The sequence below is a fragment of the Streptomyces sp. HmicA12 genome, from assembly GCF_000373565.1.
In the GTDB taxonomy this organism is placed as follows: Bacteria; Actinomycetota; Actinomycetes; order Streptomycetales; family Streptomycetaceae; genus Streptomyces.
In genome coordinates this window covers 215,912-238,483 of the sequence record NZ_KB891801.1, presented here as the reverse complement: position 1 = coordinate 238,483, position 22,572 = coordinate 215,912, and the positions used below count along the sequence as shown (strand labels likewise).

The following is a 22,572-nucleotide window of genomic DNA, read 5'->3' as shown; positions in this document are numbered from 1 at the left end:
CCGTGAACTGCTCCCCAAGGGAAGGGGAGCGGCACGTGACGACTGACCTGTGACGACCGGCCTGTGACGACCTGTCCGTCACGACCTGCCGGTCACGACGAGCGGCGCCTGCGGAACATGGTGGCCAGGACGAGCAGGACCACGAGCAGGATCCCGATCAGCAGGATGAGGCCGAGGATCTTGAACACCCCGCCCTTCGACTTCTTCTTCTTGCTCTTGCTCTTGCCGATCTTGCCGGCCCGGCTGACGTGCCCGGCCTCGGTGACCGAGCCGGTGCCGGCCCGGTGCGACGCCGTCAGCGCCCCCGAGGACCCTGCCCCGGCCCCGGTACGGGCCCCGGCCGCCGCGGAGACAGCCGATGACGTGGACGTCTGCCCGTACGCCACCGTCGGCGCGCCCGCGAACAGCAGCGCGCCGGACAACAACAGCACCGTCATGGGACGTGTGCGCTTCACCATGTCGAACCCCCGTCGAAAGGACCCGGCGAGCGTAGACCCGTCCATGGTCCGCCGGGAACCCCGTCACCGGATCGCCGCATGTGGATCTCGCCCTCGAAGGGCGCGGGCCACGCTCGTATGCTCGGTTCATGAGTGATCCGGACGCCGTGACCCACCCGCAGCCGAACACGCCCCAGGCCGACCGTCCCACCGCCAACGCGATGCGCCGCGCACTGAAACGGGCCAGGGACGGCGTCGCCCTCGACGTCACCGAGGCCGCCGTGCTGCTCCAGGCGCGCGGCACGGACCTGGACGACCTGACCGCGTCTGCGGCCCGGGTGCGCGACGCGGGCCTGGAAGCGGCCGGGCGGCCCGGCGTCATCACGTACTCGAAGAGCGTCTTCATCCCGCTGACCCGGCTGTGCCGCGACAAGTGCCACTACTGCACGTTCGTGACCGTCCCCGGCAAGCTGCGCCGGGCCGGGCACGGGATGTTCATGTCGCCGGACGAGGTCCTCGACGTCGCGCGCAAGGGTGCCGAACTCGGCTGCAAGGAAGCCCTGATCACCCTCGGCGACAAGCCGGAGGACCGCTGGCCCGAGGCGCGCGAGTGGCTGGACGCGCACGGCTACGACGACACGATCGCGTACGTGCGGGCCATATCGATCCGCATCCTGGAGGAGACGGGCCTGCTCCCGCACCTCAACCCCGGGGTGCTCTCCTGGACGGACTTCCAGCGGCTCAAGCCCGTCGCGCCGTCCATGGGCATGATGCTGGAGACGACCGCCGAGCGGCTCTGGTCCGAGCCCGGCGGCCCGCACTTCGGCTCCCCGGACAAGGAACCGGCCGTGCGGCTGCGGGTCCTTGAGGACGCGGGCCGCTCGTCGGTCCCCTTCACTTCCGGGCTGCTCATCGGGATCGGGGAGACGTACGAGGAGCGCGCCGACTCGCTGTTCGCGCTGCGCCGCGTCGCCCGCTCGTACCACGGCGTCCAGGAACTGATCATCCAGAACTTCCGCGCCAAGCCGGACACGGCGATGCGCGGCATGCCCGACGCCGAGCTCGACGACCTGGTCGCCACGGTGGCCGTCGCCCGGCACATCATGGGCCCGGCCGGGAACATCCAGGCCCCGCCGAACCTCGTCGACGGCGAGTACGCCCGTCTCATCGGCGCCGGTATCGACGACTGGGGCGGCGTCTCCCCGGTCACCATCGACCACGTCAACCCCGAGAAGCCGTGGCCGCGCCTCGACGAACTCGCGGCCCAGGCCCGTGAGTCGGGCTTCGAGCTGCGCGAACGCCTGTGCGTGTACCCGGAGTTCGTGACACGCGGCGAACCGTGGCTCGACCCCCGGCTGCTCCCGCACGTACGCGCCCTCGCCGACCCTTCGAGCGGGCTGGCCATCGCGGACGCGCCGGTCGTCGGCCGCCCCTGGCAGGAGCCCGACGAGGGGTACGTCGCCGCGTCCGGCCGCACCGACCTGCACCGCACCATCGACACCGAGGGCCGCACGGCCGACCGCCGCGACGACTTCGACGAGGTCTACGGCGACTGGGAGGCGCTGCGCGAGCAGGCGGCGCCCGGCATGGTGCCGTCCCGGATCGACGGGGATGTGCGCGAGGCCCTCGCGGTGGCCGCCGACGATCCGACGCGGCTCAGCGACGACCAGGCCCTCGCCCTGCTCCACGCGGACGGCCCGGCCCTCGACGCGCTGTGCGGCATCGCCGACGACATCCGCAAGTCGGTGAACGGCGACGACGTCACGTACATCGTCACGCGGAACATCAACTTCACGAACGTCTGCTACACCGGCTGCCGGTTCTGCGCCTTCGCGCAGCGCCGCACGGACGCCGACGCGTACACCCTCTCCCTCGACCAGGTCGCCGACCGTGCCCAACAGGCCTGGGAAGTCGGGGCGGTCGAGGTCTGCATGCAGGGCGGCATCCACCCGGACCTGCCCGGCACCGCGTACTTCGACATCGCGAAGGCCGTGAAGGAGCGCGTGCCCGGCATGCACGTGCACGCCTTCTCGCCCATGGAGGTCGTGAACGGCGCGACCCGCACCGGCCTGTCCATCCGCGAGTGGCTGACGGCGGCCAAGGAGGCGGGCCTCGACTCGATCCCCGGCACCGCCGCCGAGATCCTCGACGACGAGGTCCGCTGGGTCCTGACCAAGGGCAAACTGCCCACGGCCACCTGGATCGAGGTCGTGAAGACCGCGCACGAACTCGGCATCCGCTCGTCCTCGACGATGATGTACGGGCATGTGGACCAGCCGCGCCACTGGCTCGGGCACTTCCGGACCCTCGCCGGGATCCAGCGGGAGACGGGCGGTTTCACGGAGTTCGTCACGCTGCCCTTCATCCACACGAACGCGCCCGTGTACCTGGCGGGCATCGCGCGCCCGGGACCGACCACCCGCGACAACCGGGCCGTCACGGCGATGGCCCGGGTCCTCCTGCACCCGTACATCCCCAACATCCAGACCAGCTGGGTGAAGCTGGGCACGGAGGGCGCGGCCGAGATGCTGCGCTCCGGCGCCAACGACCTCGGCGGCACGCTGATGGAGGAGACCATCTCGCGGATGGCGGGCTCCTCCTACGGCTCGTACAAGTCGGTCAAGGACCTGGTGGCGGTCGCGGACGCGGCCGGCCGCCCGGCGAAGCCGCGCACCACCCTGTACGGGGAGGTGCCGGACGAGCGGGTGCGGGCGGCGGCGGCGTCGGACGGTCATCTGCCGGAGCTGTTGCCGGTGCTGGACAGCTGAGAGCCGGCCCACGCTGATCCACCCGGCGCCGAGGGGCGCGCTCGGCGCCGGGTGGATCAGACGAGCAACTCCCGCTTCAGCTGACGGAGTTCCTGCGCGTCGATCCCGAGCGCCTGCTGCTCGTACGCCCGGAACGACCCGAACTTCGCGCGCACTTCGTCGAACCCGGAGTTCAGATACTCGGCCCGGACGTCCAGCATCGGCTTGTACACCTTCGCCTGCTCGGCCGGCATCGAGGCCAGGGTCGCCGCGTTGGCCTCGGCGCGGTAGTCGTTGGAGGCCAGGTAGTCCGCCGTCACCGTCTCGCGGGGCACGCCGAGCGCGGTGAGCAGGGCGGCGTTCGCCCAGCCCGTGCGGTCCTTGCCGGCCGTGCAGTGGAACAGGTCGCCGCCGCCGTCCACGATGCCCGCGAAGACCGTGCGGTAGGCGGCCTTGGCGGGGGCGGAGCTCACCATCGACTTCTCGCCCTGGACCATCATCTCGGCGGCCGCCTCCGCGGAGGTCGGCATGGAGAAGATCGGGCTGTCGTCGCCGAGGACGTTGGCGACGACGTACGTGGTGCCGGCCGGGACCTTGTCGGGCGCGGAGGTGCGCTCGCTCGTGGTGCGCAGGTCGTAGTCCGTGCCGATGCCGAGCCGCTTGAGCTTCGCGAGGTCGGCGTCGGTGAGGCTGTTCAGGGCGTCCGAGCGGTAGACCGCGCCCATCTTCACCCAGTGCCCGTCGGTGGTCCGGTAGCCGCCCGCGTCCCGGAAGTTGACCGCGCCGTCCAGCTTGATCAGCCGGTCCGCGAGGTGCAGGCCGCGGCCGTGGTCGGGGGTGAGGTCGAACCACTGGCGGTCGACGTGCGCCGGGAGGCCGGTGACCTTCACCGTGCCGGTGGAGCCGCCGCCCGCCACCGTGCGGCCGTTCGCCTTGACGGCCACGTGCCGCACGCCGGGCGCCTTCCAGGTGATCTCGTACGTGCCCGGGGTCGCCGTCGCGGTGACGGTGGCCCGGGTGAACGGGATCCGCTCGCAGTGGTGGCCGGGCGCGGCCGAGGCGGCCGGGGCCGTCACGGCGACCAGGAGGGCCGCGGTGGCGAGGGCGTAGGGCGTGGTGGCACGCGTCATCTGCTTCATGGGGCGGATGTTTCGGGCCCCCGGGAAGCGGGGCGCGACGCGCCGGTGAACGGCGGGCGAAGCGCGGACGAGGTCCCGGCGCCGACGGCCGCGTACACCTTCGCGAACTGGGCAAACCCGATCCCAACCGACTCCGAGGGCGACTTCTGGCATACCAGTTGAGGTCGCTTGAGTCGCTGAAGCGAACGTTCCGGAGCGTCTCCCCGTCCGTTCCTGGTCGATTACAGTGCTGCGAGTCGAAGGCCGCAGGGCAGGGGAGGAGAGCCATGGGCGCACCGCCCGCCGCCGCGGCCGTCTGGGGCCGCGCGGAGCAGCAGGACTTCCGCAGCCGGGTGCGCGGCGCGCTGCTCGGCACCGCGCTGGGCGACGCGCTGGGCGCCCCGCTCGACGAGACGGCCGTCGACGGCGCACCGCCCGCGCAGGGCGCCGAACTCGTCCCCGCCTACGGCCGCACCGGTGCGATCACCGCGGCGACCCAGCTCGCCCTCTTCACCGTCGACGGCCTGATCCGCGCCCAGGTGCGCCGGGACACGGGTGCCTGGCATCCGCCCACCGATGTGCACCGGGCGTATCTGCGGTGGGCCGCGACCCAGCGCGACTGGGGGCCCGACGAGCGCCGCAAGGAGGACGGCTGGCTGGCCCGCGAGGAGTGGCTGTACTCCCGCCGCGGCGCGTCCTCCGCCTGCCTGCTCGGGCTCGGCAACGACGTCATGGGCACCGTGGACAAGCCGAAGAACCCCGACGCGGCGGGCCCGGAGGCGGCGACCCGCTCCGCCGGGTTCGGGCTGCTGGTCGGCTGGGAGCCGCAGCTCGTGCTCCAGCTGGCCGTCGAGTGCGCCGTCCACACGCACGGCGCCCCCGAGGCGTACCTGTCCGCGGGCGCGTACGCCGTGATCGTGCACGCCCTGGCGCGCGGTGACTCGATGGACGCCGCCGTCCAGCGTGCCCTCGCCCTGCTCGCCGCCCGCCCCGGGCATCCGCCGGTCGTGGACGCCCTCAAGCACGCGCTCGGCGCGGTGCGGCAGGGGATGCCGAACGCGGCGCGGGTCGGTGAACTCGTGGACGACGGCGGGGCGGTGGGGGCGCTCGCCGCGGCCGTGTACTGCGCGCTGGTCGGCGAGGACGTCCGGCACGGGCTGGGCCTCGCCGTCCAGCACGACGGTCCTTCCGCCGCGGTGGGGGCGCTGTGCGGTGGGCTGCTCGGGGCGCTGCACGGGGAGACCGCGTTGCCGCCGGCCTGGGTGGTCGAGCTGGAGGGGCGGGCGACGATGCTCGAACTGGCCGACGACTTCGCCATGGAGATGACGCAGGGGGCGGCCCTGCACGGCCCTGCCGGGGCGTCGGGGGGTTGGCTGACCCGGTATCCGCGGGCGTAGCGCCTTCTCGTCTGCCGGGTTGCTGACTCGTTCGCGGCTGACGGCCGGTGGGGCTTCTCGCGCAGTTCCCCGCGCCCCTGAAGCGAGCTTCGCTCGCTCAGGGCCACCGGCCGTCAGCCGCGATCCGACCTAGAGACGCTGGACGTCGTCCTGGGCGGCCGCGGGGGCCGGTACCGCCGCCGCGCCGGCCGAGTCGGGGCCGTCGGTGTTGATGCGCTCGATGATGTCGTCGCGCTCCGGGGTGTCCTCCGGCTTGATGAAGCCGATGCCGATGTAGAGGATCAGCGAGACGGCCAGCGGGATCGACACCTGGTACTGGAGCGGGACGCCGCCCTCGACGTTCCAGCTGATCGGGTAGTTGACCAGCCAGAAGGCGAACAGACCCATGGCCCAGCTGGTGAGCGCGGCGGTCGGCCCGGACTTGCGGAACGGCCGCAGCAGACCCAGCATCATCGGGATCGCGATCGGGCCCATCAGCCCCGCGACCCACTTGATGACGACGGTGATGATGTCCTTGAAGGTCGGCGAGTTGACCTGCGTGGCCACCGCCATGGAGAGCCCGAGGAAGATCACCGTCGTGAGGCGGGCGGCGATCAGGCCCTTGCGCTCGTTCCAGGCGCGCGCCTTCGCCGAGATCACCGGAGCGACGTCACGGGTGAAGACGGCCGCGATGGCGTTGGCGTCCGAGGAGCACATGGCCATCGTGTGCGAGAAGAAGCCGACGATGACGAGGCCCAACAGGCCGTGCGGCAGCAGCTGTTCGGTCATCAGGCCGTACGAGTCCGAGCCGTCGGGCTTCTGCGCGTTCACGAGCAGCGGCGACATCCACATGGGGAAGAACAGCACGACCGGCCACACCAGCCACAGGATCGCCGAGAGCCGGGCCGAGCGCGTCGCCTCCTTCGGCGTGGCCGTCGCCATGTAGCGCTGGGCCTGGTTGAGCATGCCGCCGTTGTACTCGAAGAGCTTGATGAACAGGAACGCGATCAGGAACACCGCGCCGTACTGACCGACGAGCGGCTTGTCGTGGCCGTGCAGTTCGGGCCGGTTCCAGGCGTCGAGGAAGCCGATGTTCTTGTCGTCGAGCTTGACCACGACGGCGACGAACATCGAGACGCCGGCCAGCAGCTGGATGATGAACTGCCCCAGCTCCGTGAGGGCGTCCGCCCACAGACCGCCGATGGTGCAGTAGACGGCCGTGATGGCGCCGGTGATGAAGATGCCCTGGTTCAGCGAGATGCCCGTGAACACCGAGAGCAGGGTGGCGATGGCCGCCCACTTCGCCGCCACGTCCACGATCTTCAGCAGCATGCCGGACCAGGCGAGCGCCTGCTGGGTCGGCAGGTTGTAGCGGTTCTTCAGGTACTCCAGCGGCGACGCCACGTGGAGCCGCGAGCGCAGCCGGTTGACGCGGGGCGCGAACAGGTTCGCGCCGATGGCGATGCCGAGCGCGATGGGGAAGGACCAGGTGACGAAGGACGTCACGCCGTACGTGTACGCGATACCGGCGTAGCCGGTGAACATCACCGCGCTGTAGCCGGACATGTGGTGCGAGATGCCGGAAAGCCACCAGGGCATCTTTCCGCCGGCCGTGAAGAAGTCGGAGACGTTGTCCACACGCTTGTGGGACCAGACGCCGATCGCGACCATCACGCCGAAGTAGCCGATGAGCACGACCCAGTCGAGACTGTTCATGTGCCCCCTCCAGGGGTCCGCCTTGTGAACGTTGCGGCTCTTCGTCAGTACGTCCGTTCCAGCGGGCGCCCCCGTGCGGGAGTGGGGACTTGGGGGATTGAACCCCTTGTTCGGTGGGCCGGTCAAGGGTCCTGACGGTCATGGATGTGAACCGAGATCAGCAAGTCGAACGATTTTGCATTTTCGTGACCAGGTGGGGAGTTGTCGTGAACGTGACGTCGGCCACACGATGGGCGGGCACTTCGTCAGTAGTCGCGCAACGCGAAAGACCGCACGGGATGCGGGTCCCGTGCGGTCGCGTGAAAGGAGCCCAACTCCCTTCGTGAGTGAACGAGTTCAGTGCATGAGCTCGCCGGCGTTCACCAGTAACTGCTGGCCGGTGATGGCTCGTGCGCGGTCCGAGGTCAGGAAGGCCGCCGCGTCCGCGACATCGCCGTCCGTGGCGAGCTCCGGCAGGGCCATCCGTTCGGTGAGCCGGGACAGGACCTCGTCCTCCGGCACGCCCTCGGTCTGCGCCGTGAACTGGACGTAGGCCTGCACCGGCGGGCCCCACATCCAGCCCGGCAGCACCGTGTTCACCCGGATCCGGTGCGGCCCGAGCTCCCGTGCCAGGGAGTACATCGCGCTCGTCAGCGCACCCTTGGACGCCGCGTACGCCGCCTGCCGCACCTGGGACGGCGCGGCCACCGCCGACTGGGTCCCGATGATGACGACCGAGCCGCCGCGCTCCTTGAGGGCGGGCAGGCAGGCCCGGGTCATCCGCAGCGTCCCGAGCAGGTTCACGTCGATCACCTGGCTCCAGGTCGCGAAGTCCGCGTCCTCCAGGCCGCCGAAGTAGCTGTCCCAGGCCGCGACGTGGACCACCGCGTCCACGGAGCCGAACCGCTCGCGCGCCAGTGCCACCAGCGCCTCGCACTGCCCCTCGTCGCCGATGTCCGTCGCCCGGTACGCGGTCCGGGCGCCCCCGGGGTCCAACTCCCCGGCCGCTTTGGCCAGGTTGGCCTCGGTGCGCGCCCCGAGCACGGCGTTGCCGCCGTCGCGCAGCACGGCCGCCGCCACCTGGTGGCCGAGCCCGGCGCCGACCCCCGAGACGATCACGGTCCTTCCGGCGAGCAGTCCACCGTTCCCCATCGGTTGCCTCCCGGCTCTGGCCTTCTATCTGACGGGGCGTCAGAGTATGGGCACGGCGCGGAAGTCGGAACCCTCACGGCGAAAGGGCAGCGACATGAGTGAGACCCACGGCGACACCCGCAGCGACACGTACGCGGAACTGGCGGCCGTCGGCCCGTACGGGGTGCGCCCGGGGCACGCCCTGATCACCATGGTCGAACCGCATCCGGGTCACGAGTACGCGTACAACCGCTGGTACGAGGACGACCACTACTACGCCGGCGCGATGGCGATGCCCTGGATGTACGCCGGGCGCCGCTGGGTCGCCACCCGGGATCTCCAACTCCTGCGCTACCCGGAGAAGTCGGCGGTCGCCGAGCCGGTCACCGCGGGCTGCTACCTCTCCACGTACTGGGTCACCGAGGGCCGCTACGACGAGCACATGAAGTGGACCGTCGGCATCAACAAGCGGCTCAACCGCGACGGTCGCGTCTACCAGGACCGCACCCACGTCTTCACGGCCTTCCAGGACCACGCGGCGACCGTGTACCGCGACGGCGCGGCGGGCCCCCGCGACTTCCACGCCCTCGACCACCCGTACGCGGGCCTGGTGCTGGAGGTCGTCGACGTGGAACTCGCCGAGCAGCGCGAGGAGCTGCTGGAGTGGCTCAGGTCCCGCCATCTGCCGAAGGCGCTCGCGGGCTCACCGGCCGCGATGGTCACGATCTTCCGGCCCACACCGCTGCCGGGCGACAGGATGACGTACGTGAAGCAGGTCGAGGGCGTCGACACCCGGCTGACCCTGCTGTGGTTCCTGGAGTCGGATCCGCGCGAATGCTGGCAGGAGCGCTTCACGGGTCTCGGGGACCAGGTGGCGGGCGCGGGGCTCGGGGCGCGGGTGGAGCTGATGGCGCCGTTCGTCCCGACGGTGCCGGGGACCGACCGCTACGTCGACCGGCTCCGCTGACGGGAGCGGCTGCCGGGAGCGGAGCCGGCAGCGAACCGTACGCGGACACGGCCGAGCCCCCTCGGCCAGGACGGCGAACCAGTCGAGAGGGCTCCAACAGTGATGCGGTGATGCAGTGATGCAGTGATGCGGTGATGCGGTGATGCAGTGATGCGGTGGTGCTTGATGGTGCATATGCGATTGTTGTGCCGTGGTGCTTCGGTACGTCAGTGTCTCGGTACTCCTCCGTTCTGCCTGTCAGAACGCTCCCGTGCTCACCTCGTGCACGAACGCATTCCACGAGTCGGGGGCGAAGCCGATCGAAGGCCCTTCCGTGACCTTCGAGTCCCGCACCGCGATGGCGTGCAGCACGGGGGACTTGACCTCTACACACGCTCCGTTGCCCGTGGAATACGAGGACTTGATCCAGGAATCCGCGGTGCCTTGCTGGATGGCCATGTTTGCTCCGGTCTAGCCAGTGGTCGAATTGCAGCCCCGCTCGGTGATCCAGAGCGGTTCTCGCCAACGATCGTGTCTTGATGGCGTGATCGACGCTACTCGCCAACTTGGGTGCGTGAAGCGGCCATTCACTCAACCGGATGGCATATTCCATAGAGGTCTTCCGCCATGCGGAGTCGAAGGTGTACCGTGCGGCGCCTTTGCCTCGGAGGCATGAAAACCGGCGAATCGGTGACGGAATCCGACCTTCCGGAAATTGCCTCCGAAGATCGTCAGCGTGCGTACTCCTTCGCGATCTCCGAGATGAACTGTCGCGATTGCTCCACATTCAGCGCCTGTGCCCGCAGATGCTCGTACATGACGCTGTACTTCTGCACGTCGTTGGCCTTCTCCAGATACAGGTCGCTGGTGACGCCCTCGATGTAGACCACGCTGGAATCCGCCGCGTCGGGGAACTCCAGAATCGCGTACTGCCCGTTCAGACCCGGGTGCGCGCCCATCTCGAACGGGATGACCTGCACGGTGACGTGCGGCAGTTGGGACTGCTCGACCAGGTGCTCCAACTGCTCGCGCATGACGTTCTTGCCGCCGACCGTCCGCTTCAGCGCCGCCTCGTCGAGGACCGTCCACAGGCGCAGCGGCTGGTCGGCCGCCTGGATGCGCTCCTGGCGGCGCATACGGACCTGGACGCGCTTGTCGATGTCCGACTGGGTCGTCTCCGGCAGTGCGCCGTTGATGAGCGCCTCGGCGTAGCCCCGGGTCTGCAGCAGGCCGGGGACGACCTGGGGGTCGTAGACGCGGAGACTCGCCGCGTCCGTCTCCAGGCCGATGTAGACGCTGTACGGGATGTCGCCGAAGGAGTGCCACCAGCCCTGCTGGCGCGAGTCCTTGGCCATCTGCATCAGCGAGTCGACGATCCGATGGTCCTCGACCTCGTACACCCCGCACAGGTCGCGGACGTCGCGCTGGCTGATGCTGCGCCGCCCGTTCTCCAGGCGGCTGATCTTCGACTGTGACACCAGCAGGCGCTCGGCGACCTCTTCGGCGGTCATGCCCTTGAGCTCGCGGAGCCTGCGCAGCTCTTGGCCCAACCGGCGTCGCCTGACGGTGGGATTGACGTTGGACGCCACGGGACGTGCACCTCCGGCTGCGTGCATTTTTTTGTACGTTGCGTATCTGCTGCTGAGCAGATTGCCACCAACAGGCGTCAAGCGCTGGCAAACAGCGGATATGCACGGGATACGCACCCGTCGCGGGCCCCGGGGGACACCCTGTGCGAACGCGACGCGCACACGCGACCGCGCGGGGCGACGGCCGGGCACCCGCTCGATGAACGGATGTCCGGTGCATCGCCCCGCGCGGTACAGCGGCTCCCGAACCGGGTCTTTGGGGACTGCGGTGCGGCGCTGTTGCGGGTGGTGCGAGTAGTGCTTCGGTTACGCGTGGTGCTGGTGTCGCCGGCTCACTAGTGGGCGACGGCGCGCGCCATGGATCCGCGGCGCTGCTGTTGCATCGGAACGCCGCTCGCGGGTTCCGGTGCGCCCCGGCCCGCCGGGGCGGCGGGCGAGCGGCGTGGCTGAGCGGCCACACCGTTCTGGACGTCCATCACGGCGTGCGCCACGAGGCCGCCCATGGGGTCGTGCCTGATCAGATCCCGCAGCCGGGAGCGGGACGATCGTCCCTCGTTCCCCGGGTACAGGTGCTTGCCGAGTCCGACCGCGTGGGCCAGCGCGGCGAGCGCCGCGGTCCGTGGGTCCGGCGGAACGCCGGTACGGATCGCTGAATCCAGCCGGGACCTGATCTCCCGGCTGATAGCCGTGTCCGTCGCCTGGTAGCGAGTCGTCGGCAGTACCCCGCACATCTGTCCCGCCACGGCATGCACCATGCCGCACCGCTCCAGGTGCGAGAGGTAGGTCTGGCGAAGCCCCAGTCGTGGCCCGCCAATCCAGTGGACCGCCCGCACAGGAGCGCCGCGCCTTCGCAGCAACTCCAACGCGCAGTCCAGAGTCGGATCTCCGGTCGGCCGTGGTGCCACCACGGCGATACGATCCCCGTCTGGGGCTATCCGTCCGGCCAGCGCCAGCTCTACTAGCTGTGCTCCGGCCAGACCTAGGTCGAGCGACTGCGGCTGTGCGGTGGTACCCGTGGTCGGGTCCAGCGCCAGCAGCAGAAGCTCCTCCGGAAGTGTTCTGCGGCTCCTGCCCATCCATGCCTCCCCGCGTGGATGAATGACAGGGTGACCCCTCTCACATTGGCTTGTCGAGGGTGCGTGGGGGCTTTGGGCGGGAACCAGTAGGTATGTCGTTCTCGTCTACCACGTGGGTGAAGACCCCACACAGGACACTGGTACATGGTTCGGACAGTGCTGGTTTGCGCCGGCGCGTAGTGGTCAGCGGTCGAGGAGGCATTGGTGGCGGGGACCCCCGACAGGTCGGGCGAAGAGCAGAAGGCGTCGGGCGGGCCGGTCCCGGACAAGCGGGATCCGCGCATTGCGGTGGCGCGGGAGACCCCGTCGGCGTCGGGCGTGGATCAGGCGACGGCGGTGTTCTCGGTCCGCGATGTCGCGGCGGCGGACGCCGGGTCCGGGCCGGCCGCTGCCGCGGAGGAGGCCGGTGAGGCGGGTTCCCCGTCCGAGGCGGCCGGTGACGCGCGGCTGAGGGCCGCGGTGGCCGCGTGGGTCTCCGGCGGGGACGGTGGCGCCGAGTCGGACGCGGACGGGTCCGGTGACGCCGATGAGGCCGGCACCGACGCCGAGGCCGCGCCGAGCGCGGACGCGGACGCGGAGACCGAATCCGAGTCCGAGCCCGAGTCCGAGTCCGACCCGAGTGGTGAGGCCGGGGAGCCGGTGGCTGCTGTCGCGGAGGACTCCGGCGCCGCCGAGGCTTCGGACGACGACGCCACGGATCGTCCCGAGCCGGCCGCGGCCGCGGCCGCGGCCGAGCCCGAGACTGAGCCGACGGTCGACGCGGATGCCGCCGAGGCCGAGTCGGCCGTTGCGGACGACTCGGTCAGCGACGCGGATGCCGAGCCGGAGTCGGCCGCGCCCGAGGAGCCTGCGGCGGCATCGAAGCCGCCCGCCGGTGACGATGACGGCGATGGCGATGGCGATGGCGATGGCGACGCTGACAGTGACGATGAGGACAAGCCCGAGCCGTCCGCGGTAGCGGATGCGAAGCCCGCCGAGTCGAAGCCCGACACCTCCGACGACGAAGCCGACGCCACCGACGCCACCGACGCCGGGGCCGCCGAGCCCGAGCCCGACGCCGCCAAGGCTCAGGGCACCGATCAGCCCACCACCGTGTTCAAGGCCGTCGCGCCGCTGGTCGACCAGCCGACCACCATGCTCAAGGCGCCCGGCGCGAAGACGCCTGAAGCCAAGCCGTCCGACGCGAAGCCGTCCGACGCCAAGCCGTCGTGGGCGAAAGCCAGTGGGACCGAGGAGTCGGAGGCCGAGCGGACCAGCAGGTTCGTGCCGCTCAAGCCGCTGGACGACAAGGCCGCACCCGGCGCGCCCGCCGCACCCGGCACCGGCAAGAAGTCGACCGGTCAACCGGCGGAGCCCCCCGCCCCGGAGCGGACCACCCAGCAGCCCCTGCCGCCCAAGCCGCCGCTGGACCTGCTGGCCGAGCTGACCAACACCCCGCCGCCCCCGGAGACCCGGGTCCGCACCACCGTGCGCCGGGTCAAGGTCTGGACGCCGCTGGTCCTGCTGCTCGTGGTCGTGTTTGCAGTCGTACAGGCCGTGCGCCCACTGCCGACCCCGACGCTCGACCTCACCGCGCAGGAGACCGTCTCCTTCGAGGGCGGCAAGCCGTCCGTGCCGTGGCCGAGCCAGGGGCAGGCGGCCATGGACGTCAACGGCATCGGTACGTTCGGCACGTCCGGCAACCAGAAGCCCGTACCGATCGCCAGTATCGCCAAGGTGATGACGGTCTATCTGATCCTGCGCGACCACCCGTTGAAGCCGGGTGAGAAGGGCCCGAAGATCCCGGTCGACGCGGCCGCGCAGAAGCACTACGAGACCGGCAAGGCCGAGAACGAGTCGGTCGTGAAGGTCACCGAGGGCCAGCAGATCAGCGAGTACGAGGCCCTTCAGGCGGTCATGCTGCCGTCCGCGAACAACATCGCCAAGCTGCTCGCGCGCTGGGACACCAAGAGCTCCTCCGAGGACGCGTTCGTCGACAAGATGAACAAGACCGCCAAGGAGCTGGGCATGAAGAGCACCACCTACACGGACCCCAGCGGCCTCGACAAGACGACCGTCTCCACCGCGCAGGACCTGGTGAAGCTCGGCCGTGCCGCGATGGAGAACCCGGTCTTCAAGGAGATCTCCCGCCAGCCCAGCTACGTGGACCTCAACGGCGACAAGCAGAACAACTTCTTCGGGCTCGTCCCGACCGTCGCCATCGGCATCAAGACCGGCACCACCACCGCGGCGGGCGGCAACATCCTGTTCGCCGCGGAGAGGAAGGTCGACGGCAAGACGCAGACGATCATCGGCGCGGCCCTCGGCCAGTACGGCCGCAACGGCACCGCCAACATCGACGAGGTCACCGGCGTCGTCAAGAAGCTGATCGAGTCGGGGCAGAGCGCGCTCACCGCCAAGACCGTCGTGAAGAAGGGCGACGTCGTCGGCCAGGTCGACGACGGCCTGGGCGGCACCACCCCGGTCGTCGCCACGAAGGACGTCTCCGCCGTCGGCTGGTCGGGCCTGACGGTCCGGCTGACGCTGGACGAGCAGAAGGGCAAGACGATCCCGCACTCGGCGAAGGCGGGCACGCAGGTCGGCGTCCTGAGCGTCGGCGACGGCAAGAACGACGCCGACGCCGTCGAGGTCCCGGTGGCACTCCAGAAGGACCTCACGGAGCCGGGCTTCGGCGCGAAGCTCCGCAGGGTCGGCTGAGCGGGAGCGGGAGCGGGAGCGGGAGCAGGAGCAGGGAGCAGGAGCAGGAGCAGGGAGGGAGCGCCCGCCGGTCACCGACCGGCGGGCGCTCGTTCGTTCTCCCCTTCAGTCCCCGGGGCACACCGCACGCCCTTCCCCGAGGGCCCGCCGTAGGCGGAGCTGATCCGGACCGTGCCCGGGGCCTTCACCGTCAGGCGGGTGAACTCTCCGGACGGTGCCAGGCAGCCGGCATCCGCCCACAGCCAGGGTGAGTAGGCGATCCGCACGGTGACGGATCCTGCCTTCGGCATCGACACGACCAGGTTCGCTCCGTCGGAACTCGCCACCGAAGCGGGCGGATCCACGAGGGGCACGGCGTCCCGCACGCGGTAGATCTGCCAGTTGGCGTCGTGCCACACCTGCTTCAGGTAGCGCGGCTCGCTCATGACCAGGGCGTGCTCCAGCTTCGCCGGGCCGTCGGGCGCCCCCTTGGGGAGGACCACGAAACCCACGGCCCAGTGGTCGAGCCAGGCGCGGTAGGAGGCCGAGGTGAACGAACCCTCCGGCACGTTCGTGCCGCCGTTCCCGTCGTAGAAGAGCCGCCCGCGTTCGACGTCGGCCTGGCGGTTCCAGCCGCGGGCCATGTTTATGTACGGGGCGAGGACGGCCGCTTCGCGGTGGTCGCGGGCGGGCACCACCTCGACGCGTGTGCGCTCGGCGCCCAGTCGCTTGAGCTCGGTGACGACGCCGCTCGTCCGCACCGCCCAGGCCGGAACCTCCGTGTTGGCCCTGATGTCGGCGATCGTCTTGCCCGACAGCCAGGTCAGGGAGAGACACAGAGCGACGACGCAGACCGCCCGCCGGCGCCGTGGTGTGAACGGTCCGCCGGCCGGGGAACCGCCCTCGGCACCGTGGAACCCGTGCAGGGCGATGGCCAGCAGGGCCGGTGGCGCGGCCAGTTCCGTGAGGCGCTCGACATTCGTTCCGACGGGCGAGGTGACGAAGAAGGTGAGGACCACCCCGAGCGCGTACACGGCAGCCCCGCATCTCAGCAGGCGCCACGCGCGCGGTGCCGTCAGCAGGATCACGGCACACAGCAGAACGGGCGGCCAGATCCGCCCGAACGGCATCGGTTGCTCGCCCTTGAAGGGGAACAGCCACGTGGTCAGGGCGACGACGACGACCGGAGGGACGAGCAGCGACGCCGCCCGGCTCCCGTCGCGGGTCAGCAGATGGGCGGCGCCGACCACGACGAGGAACAGGCCGGCCACCGGACTGGCCATCGTCGACACCGCCGCGCACAGGGCCGAGACCGAGAGGCGCGCGGCGCCGTGTCCGCCCGCGAGGACGACGACCGCCGCGAGCCCGAAGGCCACGCCGAGCATGAAGGTGGAACGTCCCGACACCACCTGGCACCACAGACAGAAAGCGGCGACCAGCGCCGGTGCCAGGGGCCGGCGCACCTTGGCGCGGAGCATCAGCACGCCGGCGAGCCACGAGGACGCGAGCCCGGACAGCAGCGTCATCGGGACGACACCGATGGCCGCCATCACGTAGGGCGAGATCACGCTGTAGTTCGCCGTGTGCAGACCGCCGTACCAGAACAGGTTGTACGCGTATCCCGGGTACTGCCGCGCGAATTCCGCCCACGCCACCTGGGCCGCGAGGTCTCCGCCGCCGGTCGCGAAGACCGCCCACCACAGCCCGTACAGCGGCACCGTGCACGCGGTGACCAGGAGCGGCATCCGGTGGCGAACGTGCCACGGCACGGGGACGCGACGCTCGGCGGGAGTGCCTGCGCCGAGGGCGTTGCCGGGGGCGGGCAGTTCGGTGGAGTGCACTGAGCGTGTCCGTCTCGGTCGGGGAACGTGGTCGGTTCTGTAGACGCTATTCAGTGCTGAGGCGATGCCCGACGCGTGACACATCCGCGGGGCGCCACCGAAGAGTGTGCCGTCAGGAAGAGCCGGTGCGCGCGGGCCACGTGCGGAACCATCCCGCGGCATCGGCCCGCAGGACCCGTGCTAGCGTCGCGAGACCGGGGCAGAGCCGGGACGTTCCCTCGGTCGGTAACGACGGTACGTACGGGAGTGTCAGCAGTGACCACAACGGAGTCGACGCTCCCTGATGACGCCGAGCCGGGCGCGGGGGGCGTACGAATACATCCCCGCGCCGGAGAGCCGGGGGGCCAAAAGCCGTCCGCGTCTCCCGCCGACGGTGACGGTGCGCCCTCCTGGACGGACCGTGCCCATCGGCATCCGGTCGTCGTCGCCACCGCCCTCGCGGCGGTGCTGCACCTCATCTGGTTCTTCACGTTCGCGAACAGCGGCGGTGACCTCGCGGCTCAGGACGCCTGGGCCGAGTTCGTCGGCCAGCACCCCGACTCCGCGTACAACCTCGCCTGGTACGGCGGCATGCACCCCGTCTCGTACAGCGTGGTGTCGCCGTACCTGATGGCCGTGCTCGGTGTCCGTACGACGATGATCGTCGCGGGCACCCTGTCCGCCGCCCTGCTGACTCTCCTCCTGACCCGCGCGCGCGTCGTGGCGAGACCCCTGTGGCCCGCGCTCGCCGGCGTCTTCGCCCTGGTGTGCAACGGGGCGTCGGGGCGCGTCACCTTCGGGCTCGGCATGATGTTCGGGCTCGCGGCGGTCGCCGCCGTGTTCTGCTGGCCGTACCGCTGGCGTCACAAGCGGTGGGCGAAGGCCGTCGTCGCCGCCCCGCTGGCCGGGCTCGCGACGGCCTCTTCACCGGTGGCGGGCCTGTTCGTGGGGCTGGTCGCCGTCGCGCTCTTCCTGCAGAAGCGGCGGCCCGGCGCGTACGCGCTCGGACTCGCGCCCGCCGCCGTGGTCGGGCTGTCCGCGTGGCTGTTCCCGTTCTCGGGCACCCAGCCGATGCCGTTCCTGTCGGCGCTGCTGCCGCTCGTCTACGGCGCCCTCGTCCACTTCCTCGTTCCGAAGGAGTGGGTGACGGTCCGGATCACCTCCGCCGTCTACACCGTGTCCGTGCTGCTCGTGTGGCTGGTCAACTCGCAGATCGGCACCAACATCACGCGTCTGCCGATGCTCTTCGCGGGCGTCGCGCTGCTCGCCGCCCTGCCGTTCACGGTGCCGCGTTCACGCAAGTGGTACGTCACCGTGATCGCGTTCATCGGGTTCAACGGGTGGGTCGGAGGCAAGTTGGCCTACGACGTCGTGCACACGATCCCGGCCGCCTCCTGGGCCCGCGAACTGGCCCCGCTCGTCAACGAACTCCAGCAGGTCAAGGCCGAGCGCGGCCGCGTCGAGGTCGTTCCCGCCCGTTCGCACCGGGAGGCGTCCGCGCTCGCCCCGTACGTGAACCTGGCCCGCGGCTGGACCCGGCAGGCCGATATGAAGCGCAACCCGCTCTTCTACGACGACACGCTCAACTCGGCCAACTATCACCAGTGGCTCAAGCGCTGGGCCGTGCACTACGTCGTCCTCCCCAAGGGCGAACCGGACGGTGACGGCGGCGAGCGTGAGCGGGAGCTGGTGCAGCGCGGGCTGCCGTATCTGAAGCAGGTCTGGGGCGACGACAACTGGCAGCTGTTCGCCGTCACCGACCCGACGCCGCTGGCCGAGCCGAACGCGGCCGTGGACGCCGCCGAGCAGGCCGAGCTGACCATCGAGGTGACCAAGCCGGGCCGGGTGCTCATCCGCGTCCCGTACTCGCCCTGGCTGGCCGTCGTCGACGCGGACGGCAAGGCGCTGGAGGCGCCGAGGGAGACCGAGGCCTCGAAGCGGGCCCGGGAGAGCGACGAGTTCTCGCCGAAGCGGTACGAGAACGTGCACGGGTGCCTGTTCGAGACCGAGGAGGACGCGTCCGGCGACCAGTGGACGGAGCTGGTCGCCCCGCGTGCCGGCACGTATCACCTGGCGGCGCCCTACAAGTGGTGGTCGCGGGGCACGCCGTGCCCGGACGAGCTGCGGTAGCCGTCCGGCGGGTGCGGGGGGTTCCTGCGCGGTTGCCGGGTGCGGTCTCGTCGGCGGGTGCGGGTGCGGGTGCGGGTGCGGGTGCGGTCTCGTCGGCGTGTGCGGGTGTGTGGGGCTTCTCGCGCAGTTCCCCGCGCCCCTGAAGCATGCGCTGCGCGCAGCTCTCAGGGGGCGAGCAGCTCGGTCAGCCGGGACAGTTGTGCGGGGTCCTCCAACGCCGAGCCCACGGCGACCACCCGCGCCCCGGCTTCGAGGTAGGCCGCCGCGTTCCCCGCGTCCATGCCCCCGGTCGCCACGAACGGCACCTCGGGGAACGGCCCGCGCATCGCCCGGAACCAGTCCACGCCCAGCACGCTCGCCGGGAACGCCTTCAGCCAGTCGAGGCCGAGCGCCCGCGCCGCCTGCACATCGGTGGCCGTGGCCACCCCGGGCAGATGCGGCAGGCCCGCGTCGATGCTGTCCCGCGCCACCCGCTTGTCGAGCCCCGGCGCCACCGTGAACGCGGCGCCCGCGGCCGCGGCCCAGCCGAGCCGCTCGGCCGTGGTCACCGTGCCCGCGCCCACCGGTTTGCCCCGCTCGGCCCCGGCGGCCACCACCGCGGCGAGCACCCGCGCCGCCTCCTCGCTCTGCACCGGTACCTCGACACACTTGATGCCCAGGTCCCATGCGCGTACGGCGAGTTCGACGGACCTCTCGGCGGACATGCCGCGCAGGATCGCCATCACCGGCACCCCGGCGAACAGCTCGTCGAAGGACGTCGGTGCCTTGTCGGTCATCGGATTCACGCTCGCCATCCCAGTTCCTCGGAGATCGTCTCGGCGGTGGTCAGCAGGTCGGGCAGCACGTCACGAACCAGCGCGTCGAGGTCCGCGCGGGCCTTGAGCGCGGTCACCGACACGGCCGCGACCACCTCGCCGCCATGGTCCCGCACGGGGACGGCGACGCAGTTCACGTAGTCCTCGTACTCGCCGTCGTCGACGGCCCAGCCGCGCGCCCGCGTCGCGTCGAGCGCCGCGCGGTACGCGTCCGGGTCGGTGAGGGTGGTCGCGGTGCGCGGCGCGAAGTCGCAGTCCACCAGCAGGAGTTCGGCCCGCTCGCGGGGCAGGTGGGCGAGGATCGCCTTGGCGACCCCGGCGGTGTGCAGCCGCACGGGCCGGCCGATCTCGGCGTAGAGCCGCACCCCGTCCACCGGGTCGATCTTGTCGGCGTAGACGATCCGGTCGCCCTCCAGGGCGGCGAGGTGCACGGTGTGCCCGCGGCGTTCGCCGAGGGCGCGCAGGTGCGGGCTCGCGATGTCGCGCAACCCGAACTGTTCCAGGGCGAGTTGGGCGAGCCCGGCGAGTCGGTGCCCGACCGCGTACCGGCCGTCGGGCAGCCGGCGCGCGAGGCCGCCCTCGGTGAGCGACTCCAGCAGGCGCAGCGCCGTCGAGCGGTGCACACCCAGATGGGCGCCGACCTCGGTCTGGGTGCGGGGGGCGCGGGCGACGAACTCCAGGATGTCGACGGCCCGCCGTACGGTCTGCGACACCCGGTCACACGCCTTCGGCCGGTACGTAGTCCTCGATGCTGCGCAGGGTGCGCCCGGCGAGCCGGTGGCCGAGGGCGAGGCGGTCGCGCGGCGCGTCCCCGGCGAGCAGCGCGCCGAGGTATCCGGCGGCGAAGGCGTCCCCCGCGCCGACGGCCTCGACGACGTCGACGGCGGGCGCGGCCACGAACTCGGTTGTCCCGTCGGTGAATTCGGTGGCGCCGACCGCGCCGTCCTTCACCACGAGGGTGCCGCGCGGCGCGAGACGGGCGTGCAGTTCCTCGGCGGTGGCGGTGCCCCAGAGGGCCTCGCCCTCGTCGCGCCCGACGAGCACGATGTCGGCACGGCGGGCCAGGGTGAGCAGCGCGTCGGCCGCCTCCTCGCGTGAACTCCACAGTGCGGGGCGGTAGTTGAGGTCGAAGGAGAGCAGGGTGCCGTGGTCCGGGGCTCGTTCGGCGAGGGTGTGGACGAGGTCCGCGCAGCCGGCGGAAAGGGCCGGGGTGATCCCGGTCAGGTGCAGCAGTCGTACGCCGTCCAGGTCGATCCGGTCGGCGTCGGAGGACGTCATCCGGGAGGCGGCCGAGCCGCGGCGGTAGTAGTGCACGCGGGTGGTGCCGTCGGGCCCCGGATCCTTGAAGTAGACGCCGGTGGGCGCGAGCGGGTCCACGGCCACGCCGTCTACGCGCACCCCGCGGGCCGCGACCGTCGCGGTGATCCGCCGCCCGAACGGGTCGTCGCCGACCCGGCTCACCCAGGCCGTGCGGTGCCCCAGGTCGGCGAGGTACTGCGCGACGGTCGACTCGGCGCCCGCGACCGCGAGCCGGATCTCCCGGCTGTGCTCGAGACCGGCGCCGTCGGCCGGGGTGAGCTGCGCCATGGTCTCGCCGAGGCAGATCACCTCGGGGCGGTGCGGGGCTGTCACGGGGTGGCTCCTTGCGCGGCGGGGGCGGGCTGTGGCCGACGCTAACAGGAGACGCGCAACGGGCGTGCACATGGTGCAACAAGGGGTCCGTCGGTCTCGGCCGGTCCGGAATCCGGATGCGCCCCCGCACCGCTCCCGCCATCATGCGGATCATGCCGTTCACGACGAAGCACACGATCCCGCCCGGCACGCTCTCCTCCGTCCCGCAGCCGACCTTGCGCACCGCCGACGGGGAACTCCTGCTCCGACCCTTCGAGTTGGCCGACGCCGAGACGATCCACGAAGCCTTCGAGGACCCGGCCCTGAGCCACTGGAACATCCGCACCATGGACTCCCCGGACGAGGCGCGCGACTGGATCGAGTCGGTGCGCGGGGCCTGGCGCGAGGAGAGCGGCGCCCAGTGGATGGTGACCAGGGCCGCCGACGGCGAGCGGCTCGGGCGGATGGCGCTGCGGACCGTGGACCTGTGGGAGGGACTCGCCGAGATCGGCTACTGGGTGCTGCCGGGTGCCCGTGGGCTCGGCGTGGCCCCCCGGGCGCTGAACGCCATGACGGACTGGGCCCTGGGGGCCGGCTTCCACCGCATCGACCTGCTGCACTCCACCCGCAACGAGGCCTCGTGCCGGGTCGCCGAGAAGTCCGGCTATCCGCTGGAGGGCACCCGCCGCAGTTCCGCGCTGCACACCGACGGCTGGCACGACATGCACGTACACGCACGGATCCAGTAGCGCCGGACCACCGACCGGCACCGGGTCACACGAGGACGAGAGCGGCGACGACCGGCGCCGCGTACAGCAGCGGGAACGGCACGTGGCTGAACCAGCGGGCCCGCACCACCGTGACCACGGCCCCCGCGAAGTACAGGACGAGGCCGATCCCGGCCGCGATCCCGACGGCCGGCACCGCGAGCCCGACCAGCAGGCCCACCGCCCCCGCGGCCTTCGCCGCGCCCAGCCACGGCAGCCATCCGGCGGGGACGCCGTAGTCCGCGATCGGCTTCACCACCCACTCGGCGCGGGCGAAGACGGAGACGGCGGAGAAGGCGGTCATGGCGGCGGCGACCACGGTGACGACGACAAAGGCGACAGACATCGAGAACTCCTCGACTCGCGGGCCGGCGCGGCCCTCAACTGGCTTTTCGTGACGTGGAATTGATCCACTGCCTGTCTGACGCGGCCCGCGCCGAAGGTGTGACAGCACCACGACTCAAGACCTCGAACCGAAGCTGCGGGAAGCACTCTTGACAGCGTGCGTACTGTTTCGCGACCTTTGAGCCCCATGGGGGAAAAGGGGGGCCCATGCTGCACCGCACGCCGTACACGATGTGCATGATCCGCACGGTCACTGATCCACGCGCCCCTGCGGAAGGGCGGTCGATCGCACG

The 22,572-nt window shown here is 71.1% G+C and carries 18 protein-coding genes; 6 read left to right on the top strand and 12 right to left on the bottom strand.

Annotated elements, in window-relative coordinates; translation table 11 throughout:
* Positions 1 to 92: 92 nt before the first annotated feature.
* Positions 93 to 458 carry a hypothetical protein gene (locus B072_RS0110750; RefSeq protein ID WP_158689179.1) on the bottom strand — a complete coding sequence of 122 codons (366 nt, stop codon included), beginning with the start codon at positions 456 to 458 and terminating at the stop codon, positions 93 to 95.
* Positions 459 to 586: 128 nt separating this feature from the next.
* On the opposite strand from B072_RS0110750, the gene B072_RS0110745 reads away from it, so the two are divergent.
* The gene (locus B072_RS0110745; RefSeq protein ID WP_018529943.1) at positions 587 to 3,205 is read left to right on the top strand and encodes a bifunctional FO biosynthesis protein CofGH; all 2,619 of its coding nucleotides are present in this window, start codon (positions 587 to 589) and stop codon (positions 3,203 to 3,205) included.
* A gap of 56 nt (positions 3,206 to 3,261) precedes the next feature.
* Here the strand turns inward: B072_RS0110745 and B072_RS0110740 are convergent, their stop codons facing one another.
* Positions 3,262 to 4,323, bottom strand: coding sequence for a tyrosine-protein phosphatase (locus tag B072_RS0110740; protein ID WP_018529942.1), 1,062 nt, complete (start codon positions 4,321 to 4,323; stop codon positions 3,262 to 3,264).
* Between the two features lie 266 nt (positions 4,324 to 4,589).
* Between B072_RS0110740 and B072_RS0110735 the strand changes: the two genes are divergently transcribed.
* A complete protein-coding gene (locus tag B072_RS0110735; protein WP_018529941.1) occupies positions 4,590 to 5,699 on the top strand; it encodes an ADP-ribosylglycohydrolase family protein in 1,110 nt (369 codons plus the stop codon).
* A 129-nt stretch (positions 5,700 to 5,828) separates the two neighbouring features.
* Here the strand turns inward: B072_RS0110735 and B072_RS0110730 are convergent, their stop codons facing one another.
* The gene (locus B072_RS0110730; protein ID WP_018529940.1) at positions 5,829 to 7,394 is read right to left on the bottom strand and encodes a sodium:solute symporter family protein; all 1,566 of its coding nucleotides are present in this window, start codon (positions 7,392 to 7,394) and stop codon (positions 5,829 to 5,831) included.
* A 336-nt stretch (positions 7,395 to 7,730) separates the two neighbouring features.
* On the bottom strand, positions 7,731 to 8,525 hold the full coding sequence (locus tag B072_RS0110725) for an SDR family oxidoreductase (protein WP_018529939.1): 795 nt from the start codon (positions 8,523 to 8,525) through the stop codon (positions 7,731 to 7,733).
* Between the two features lie 94 nt (positions 8,526 to 8,619).
* Here B072_RS0110725 and B072_RS0110720 point away from each other — a divergent pair, with 94 nt between their 5' ends.
* Positions 8,620 to 9,471: a hypothetical protein gene (locus tag B072_RS0110720; RefSeq protein ID WP_018529938.1), complete on the top strand. Its 852-nt coding sequence runs from the start codon at positions 8,620 to 8,622 to the stop codon at positions 9,469 to 9,471.
* A gap of 237 nt (positions 9,472 to 9,708) precedes the next feature.
* Here B072_RS0110720 and B072_RS0110715 read toward each other — a convergent pair whose 3' ends face one another.
* From B072_RS0110715 to B072_RS0110705, 3 genes are all read right to left on the bottom strand, one after another.
* Positions 9,709 to 9,909: a DUF397 domain-containing protein gene (locus tag B072_RS0110715; RefSeq protein WP_018529937.1), complete on the bottom strand. Its 201-nt coding sequence runs from the start codon at positions 9,907 to 9,909 to the stop codon at positions 9,709 to 9,711.
* Positions 9,910 to 10,181: 272 nt separating this feature from the next.
* Positions 10,182 to 11,039, bottom strand: coding sequence for a helix-turn-helix domain-containing protein (locus tag B072_RS0110710; protein ID WP_018529936.1), 858 nt, complete (start codon positions 11,037 to 11,039; stop codon positions 10,182 to 10,184).
* A 335-nt stretch (positions 11,040 to 11,374) separates the two neighbouring features.
* Positions 11,375 to 12,115: a GOLPH3/VPS74 family protein gene (locus tag B072_RS0110705; RefSeq protein ID WP_026245678.1), complete on the bottom strand. Its 741-nt coding sequence runs from the start codon at positions 12,113 to 12,115 to the stop codon at positions 11,375 to 11,377.
* 204 nt (positions 12,116 to 12,319) lie between these two features.
* On the opposite strand from B072_RS0110705, the gene B072_RS0110700 reads away from it, so the two are divergent.
* Positions 12,320 to 14,812 (top strand): D-alanyl-D-alanine carboxypeptidase, encoded by a 2,493-nt coding sequence (locus tag B072_RS0110700; protein ID WP_018529934.1) that lies wholly within the window; start codon positions 12,320 to 12,322, stop codon positions 14,810 to 14,812.
* A 71-nt stretch (positions 14,813 to 14,883) separates the two neighbouring features.
* On the opposite strand, the gene B072_RS0110695 is transcribed toward B072_RS0110700, so the two are convergent.
* On the bottom strand, positions 14,884 to 16,536 hold the full coding sequence (locus B072_RS0110695; RefSeq protein WP_043243731.1) for a hypothetical protein: 1,653 nt from the start codon (positions 16,534 to 16,536) through the stop codon (positions 14,884 to 14,886).
* A 351-nt stretch (positions 16,537 to 16,887) separates the two neighbouring features.
* Between B072_RS0110695 and B072_RS0110690 the strand changes: the two genes are divergently transcribed.
* Positions 16,888 to 18,741, top strand: coding sequence for a hypothetical protein (locus B072_RS0110690; RefSeq protein WP_026245676.1), 1,854 nt, complete (start codon positions 16,888 to 16,890; stop codon positions 18,739 to 18,741).
* Positions 18,742 to 18,905: 164 nt separating this feature from the next.
* Here the strand turns inward: B072_RS0110690 and B072_RS0110685 are convergent, their stop codons facing one another.
* The 3 genes from B072_RS0110685 to B072_RS0110675 are packed head-to-tail and all read right to left on the bottom strand — an operon-like array spanning position 18,906 to position 21,188.
* Positions 18,906 to 19,517 (bottom strand): bifunctional 4-hydroxy-2-oxoglutarate aldolase/2-dehydro-3-deoxy-phosphogluconate aldolase, encoded by a 612-nt coding sequence (locus tag B072_RS0110685; RefSeq protein ID WP_026245675.1) that lies wholly within the window; start codon positions 19,515 to 19,517, stop codon positions 18,906 to 18,908.
* Between the two features lie 5 nt (positions 19,518 to 19,522).
* A complete protein-coding gene (locus tag B072_RS0110680) occupies positions 19,523 to 20,269 on the bottom strand; it encodes an IclR family transcriptional regulator (protein ID WP_018529930.1) in 747 nt (248 codons plus the stop codon).
* 4 nt (positions 20,270 to 20,273) lie between these two features.
* On the bottom strand, positions 20,274 to 21,188 hold the full coding sequence (locus tag B072_RS0110675; RefSeq protein WP_018529929.1) for a sugar kinase: 915 nt from the start codon (positions 21,186 to 21,188) through the stop codon (positions 20,274 to 20,276).
* Positions 21,189 to 21,340: 152 nt separating this feature from the next.
* Here B072_RS0110675 and B072_RS0110670 point away from each other — a divergent pair, with 152 nt between their 5' ends.
* On the top strand, positions 21,341 to 21,916 hold the full coding sequence (locus tag B072_RS0110670) for a GNAT family N-acetyltransferase (protein WP_026245673.1): 576 nt from the start codon (positions 21,341 to 21,343) through the stop codon (positions 21,914 to 21,916).
* A 25-nt stretch (positions 21,917 to 21,941) separates the two neighbouring features.
* On the opposite strand, the gene B072_RS0110665 is transcribed toward B072_RS0110670, so the two are convergent.
* Positions 21,942 to 22,280, bottom strand: a complete 339-nt coding sequence (locus B072_RS0110665; protein WP_018529927.1) for a DoxX family protein — start codon at positions 22,278 to 22,280, stop codon at positions 21,942 to 21,944.
* Positions 22,281 to 22,572 lie beyond the last annotated feature (292 nt).

Bases quoted from the DNA above. Each gene is read 5' to 3' on its own strand.
- B072_RS0110715 (WP_018529937.1), bottom strand. From the start codon at position 9,909: ATGGCCATCCAGCAAGGCACCGCGGATTCCTGGATCAAGTCCTCGTAT.
- B072_RS0110740 (WP_018529942.1), bottom strand. From the start codon at position 4,323: ATGAAGCAGATGACGCGTGCCACCACGCCCTACGCCCTCGCCACCGCG.
- B072_RS0110705 (WP_026245678.1), bottom strand. From the start codon at position 12,115: ATGGGCAGGAGCCGCAGAACACTTCCGGAGGAGCTTCTGCTGCTGGCG.
- B072_RS0110695 (WP_043243731.1), bottom strand. From the start codon at position 16,536: ATGCCGCTCCTGGTCACCGCGTGCACGGTGCCGCTGTACGGGCTGTGG.
- B072_RS0110730 (WP_018529940.1), bottom strand. From the start codon at position 7,394: ATGAACAGTCTCGACTGGGTCGTGCTCATCGGCTACTTCGGCGTGATG.
- B072_RS0110750 (WP_158689179.1), bottom strand. From the start codon at position 458: ATGGTGAAGCGCACACGTCCCATGACGGTGCTGTTGTTGTCCGGCGCG.
- B072_RS0110685 (WP_026245675.1), bottom strand. From the start codon at position 19,517: ATGACCGACAAGGCACCGACGTCCTTCGACGAGCTGTTCGCCGGGGTG.
- B072_RS0110665 (WP_018529927.1), bottom strand. From the start codon at position 22,280: ATGTCTGTCGCCTTTGTCGTCGTCACCGTGGTCGCCGCCGCCATGACC.
- B072_RS0110735 (WP_018529941.1), top strand. From the start codon at position 4,590: ATGGGCGCACCGCCCGCCGCCGCGGCCGTCTGGGGCCGCGCGGAGCAG.
- B072_RS0110720 (WP_018529938.1), top strand. From the start codon at position 8,620: ATGAGTGAGACCCACGGCGACACCCGCAGCGACACGTACGCGGAACTG.
- B072_RS0110745 (WP_018529943.1), top strand. From the start codon at position 587: ATGAGTGATCCGGACGCCGTGACCCACCCGCAGCCGAACACGCCCCAG.
- B072_RS0110725 (WP_018529939.1), bottom strand. From the start codon at position 8,525: ATGGGGAACGGTGGACTGCTCGCCGGAAGGACCGTGATCGTCTCGGGG.
- B072_RS0110670 (WP_026245673.1), top strand. From the start codon at position 21,341: ATGCCGTTCACGACGAAGCACACGATCCCGCCCGGCACGCTCTCCTCC.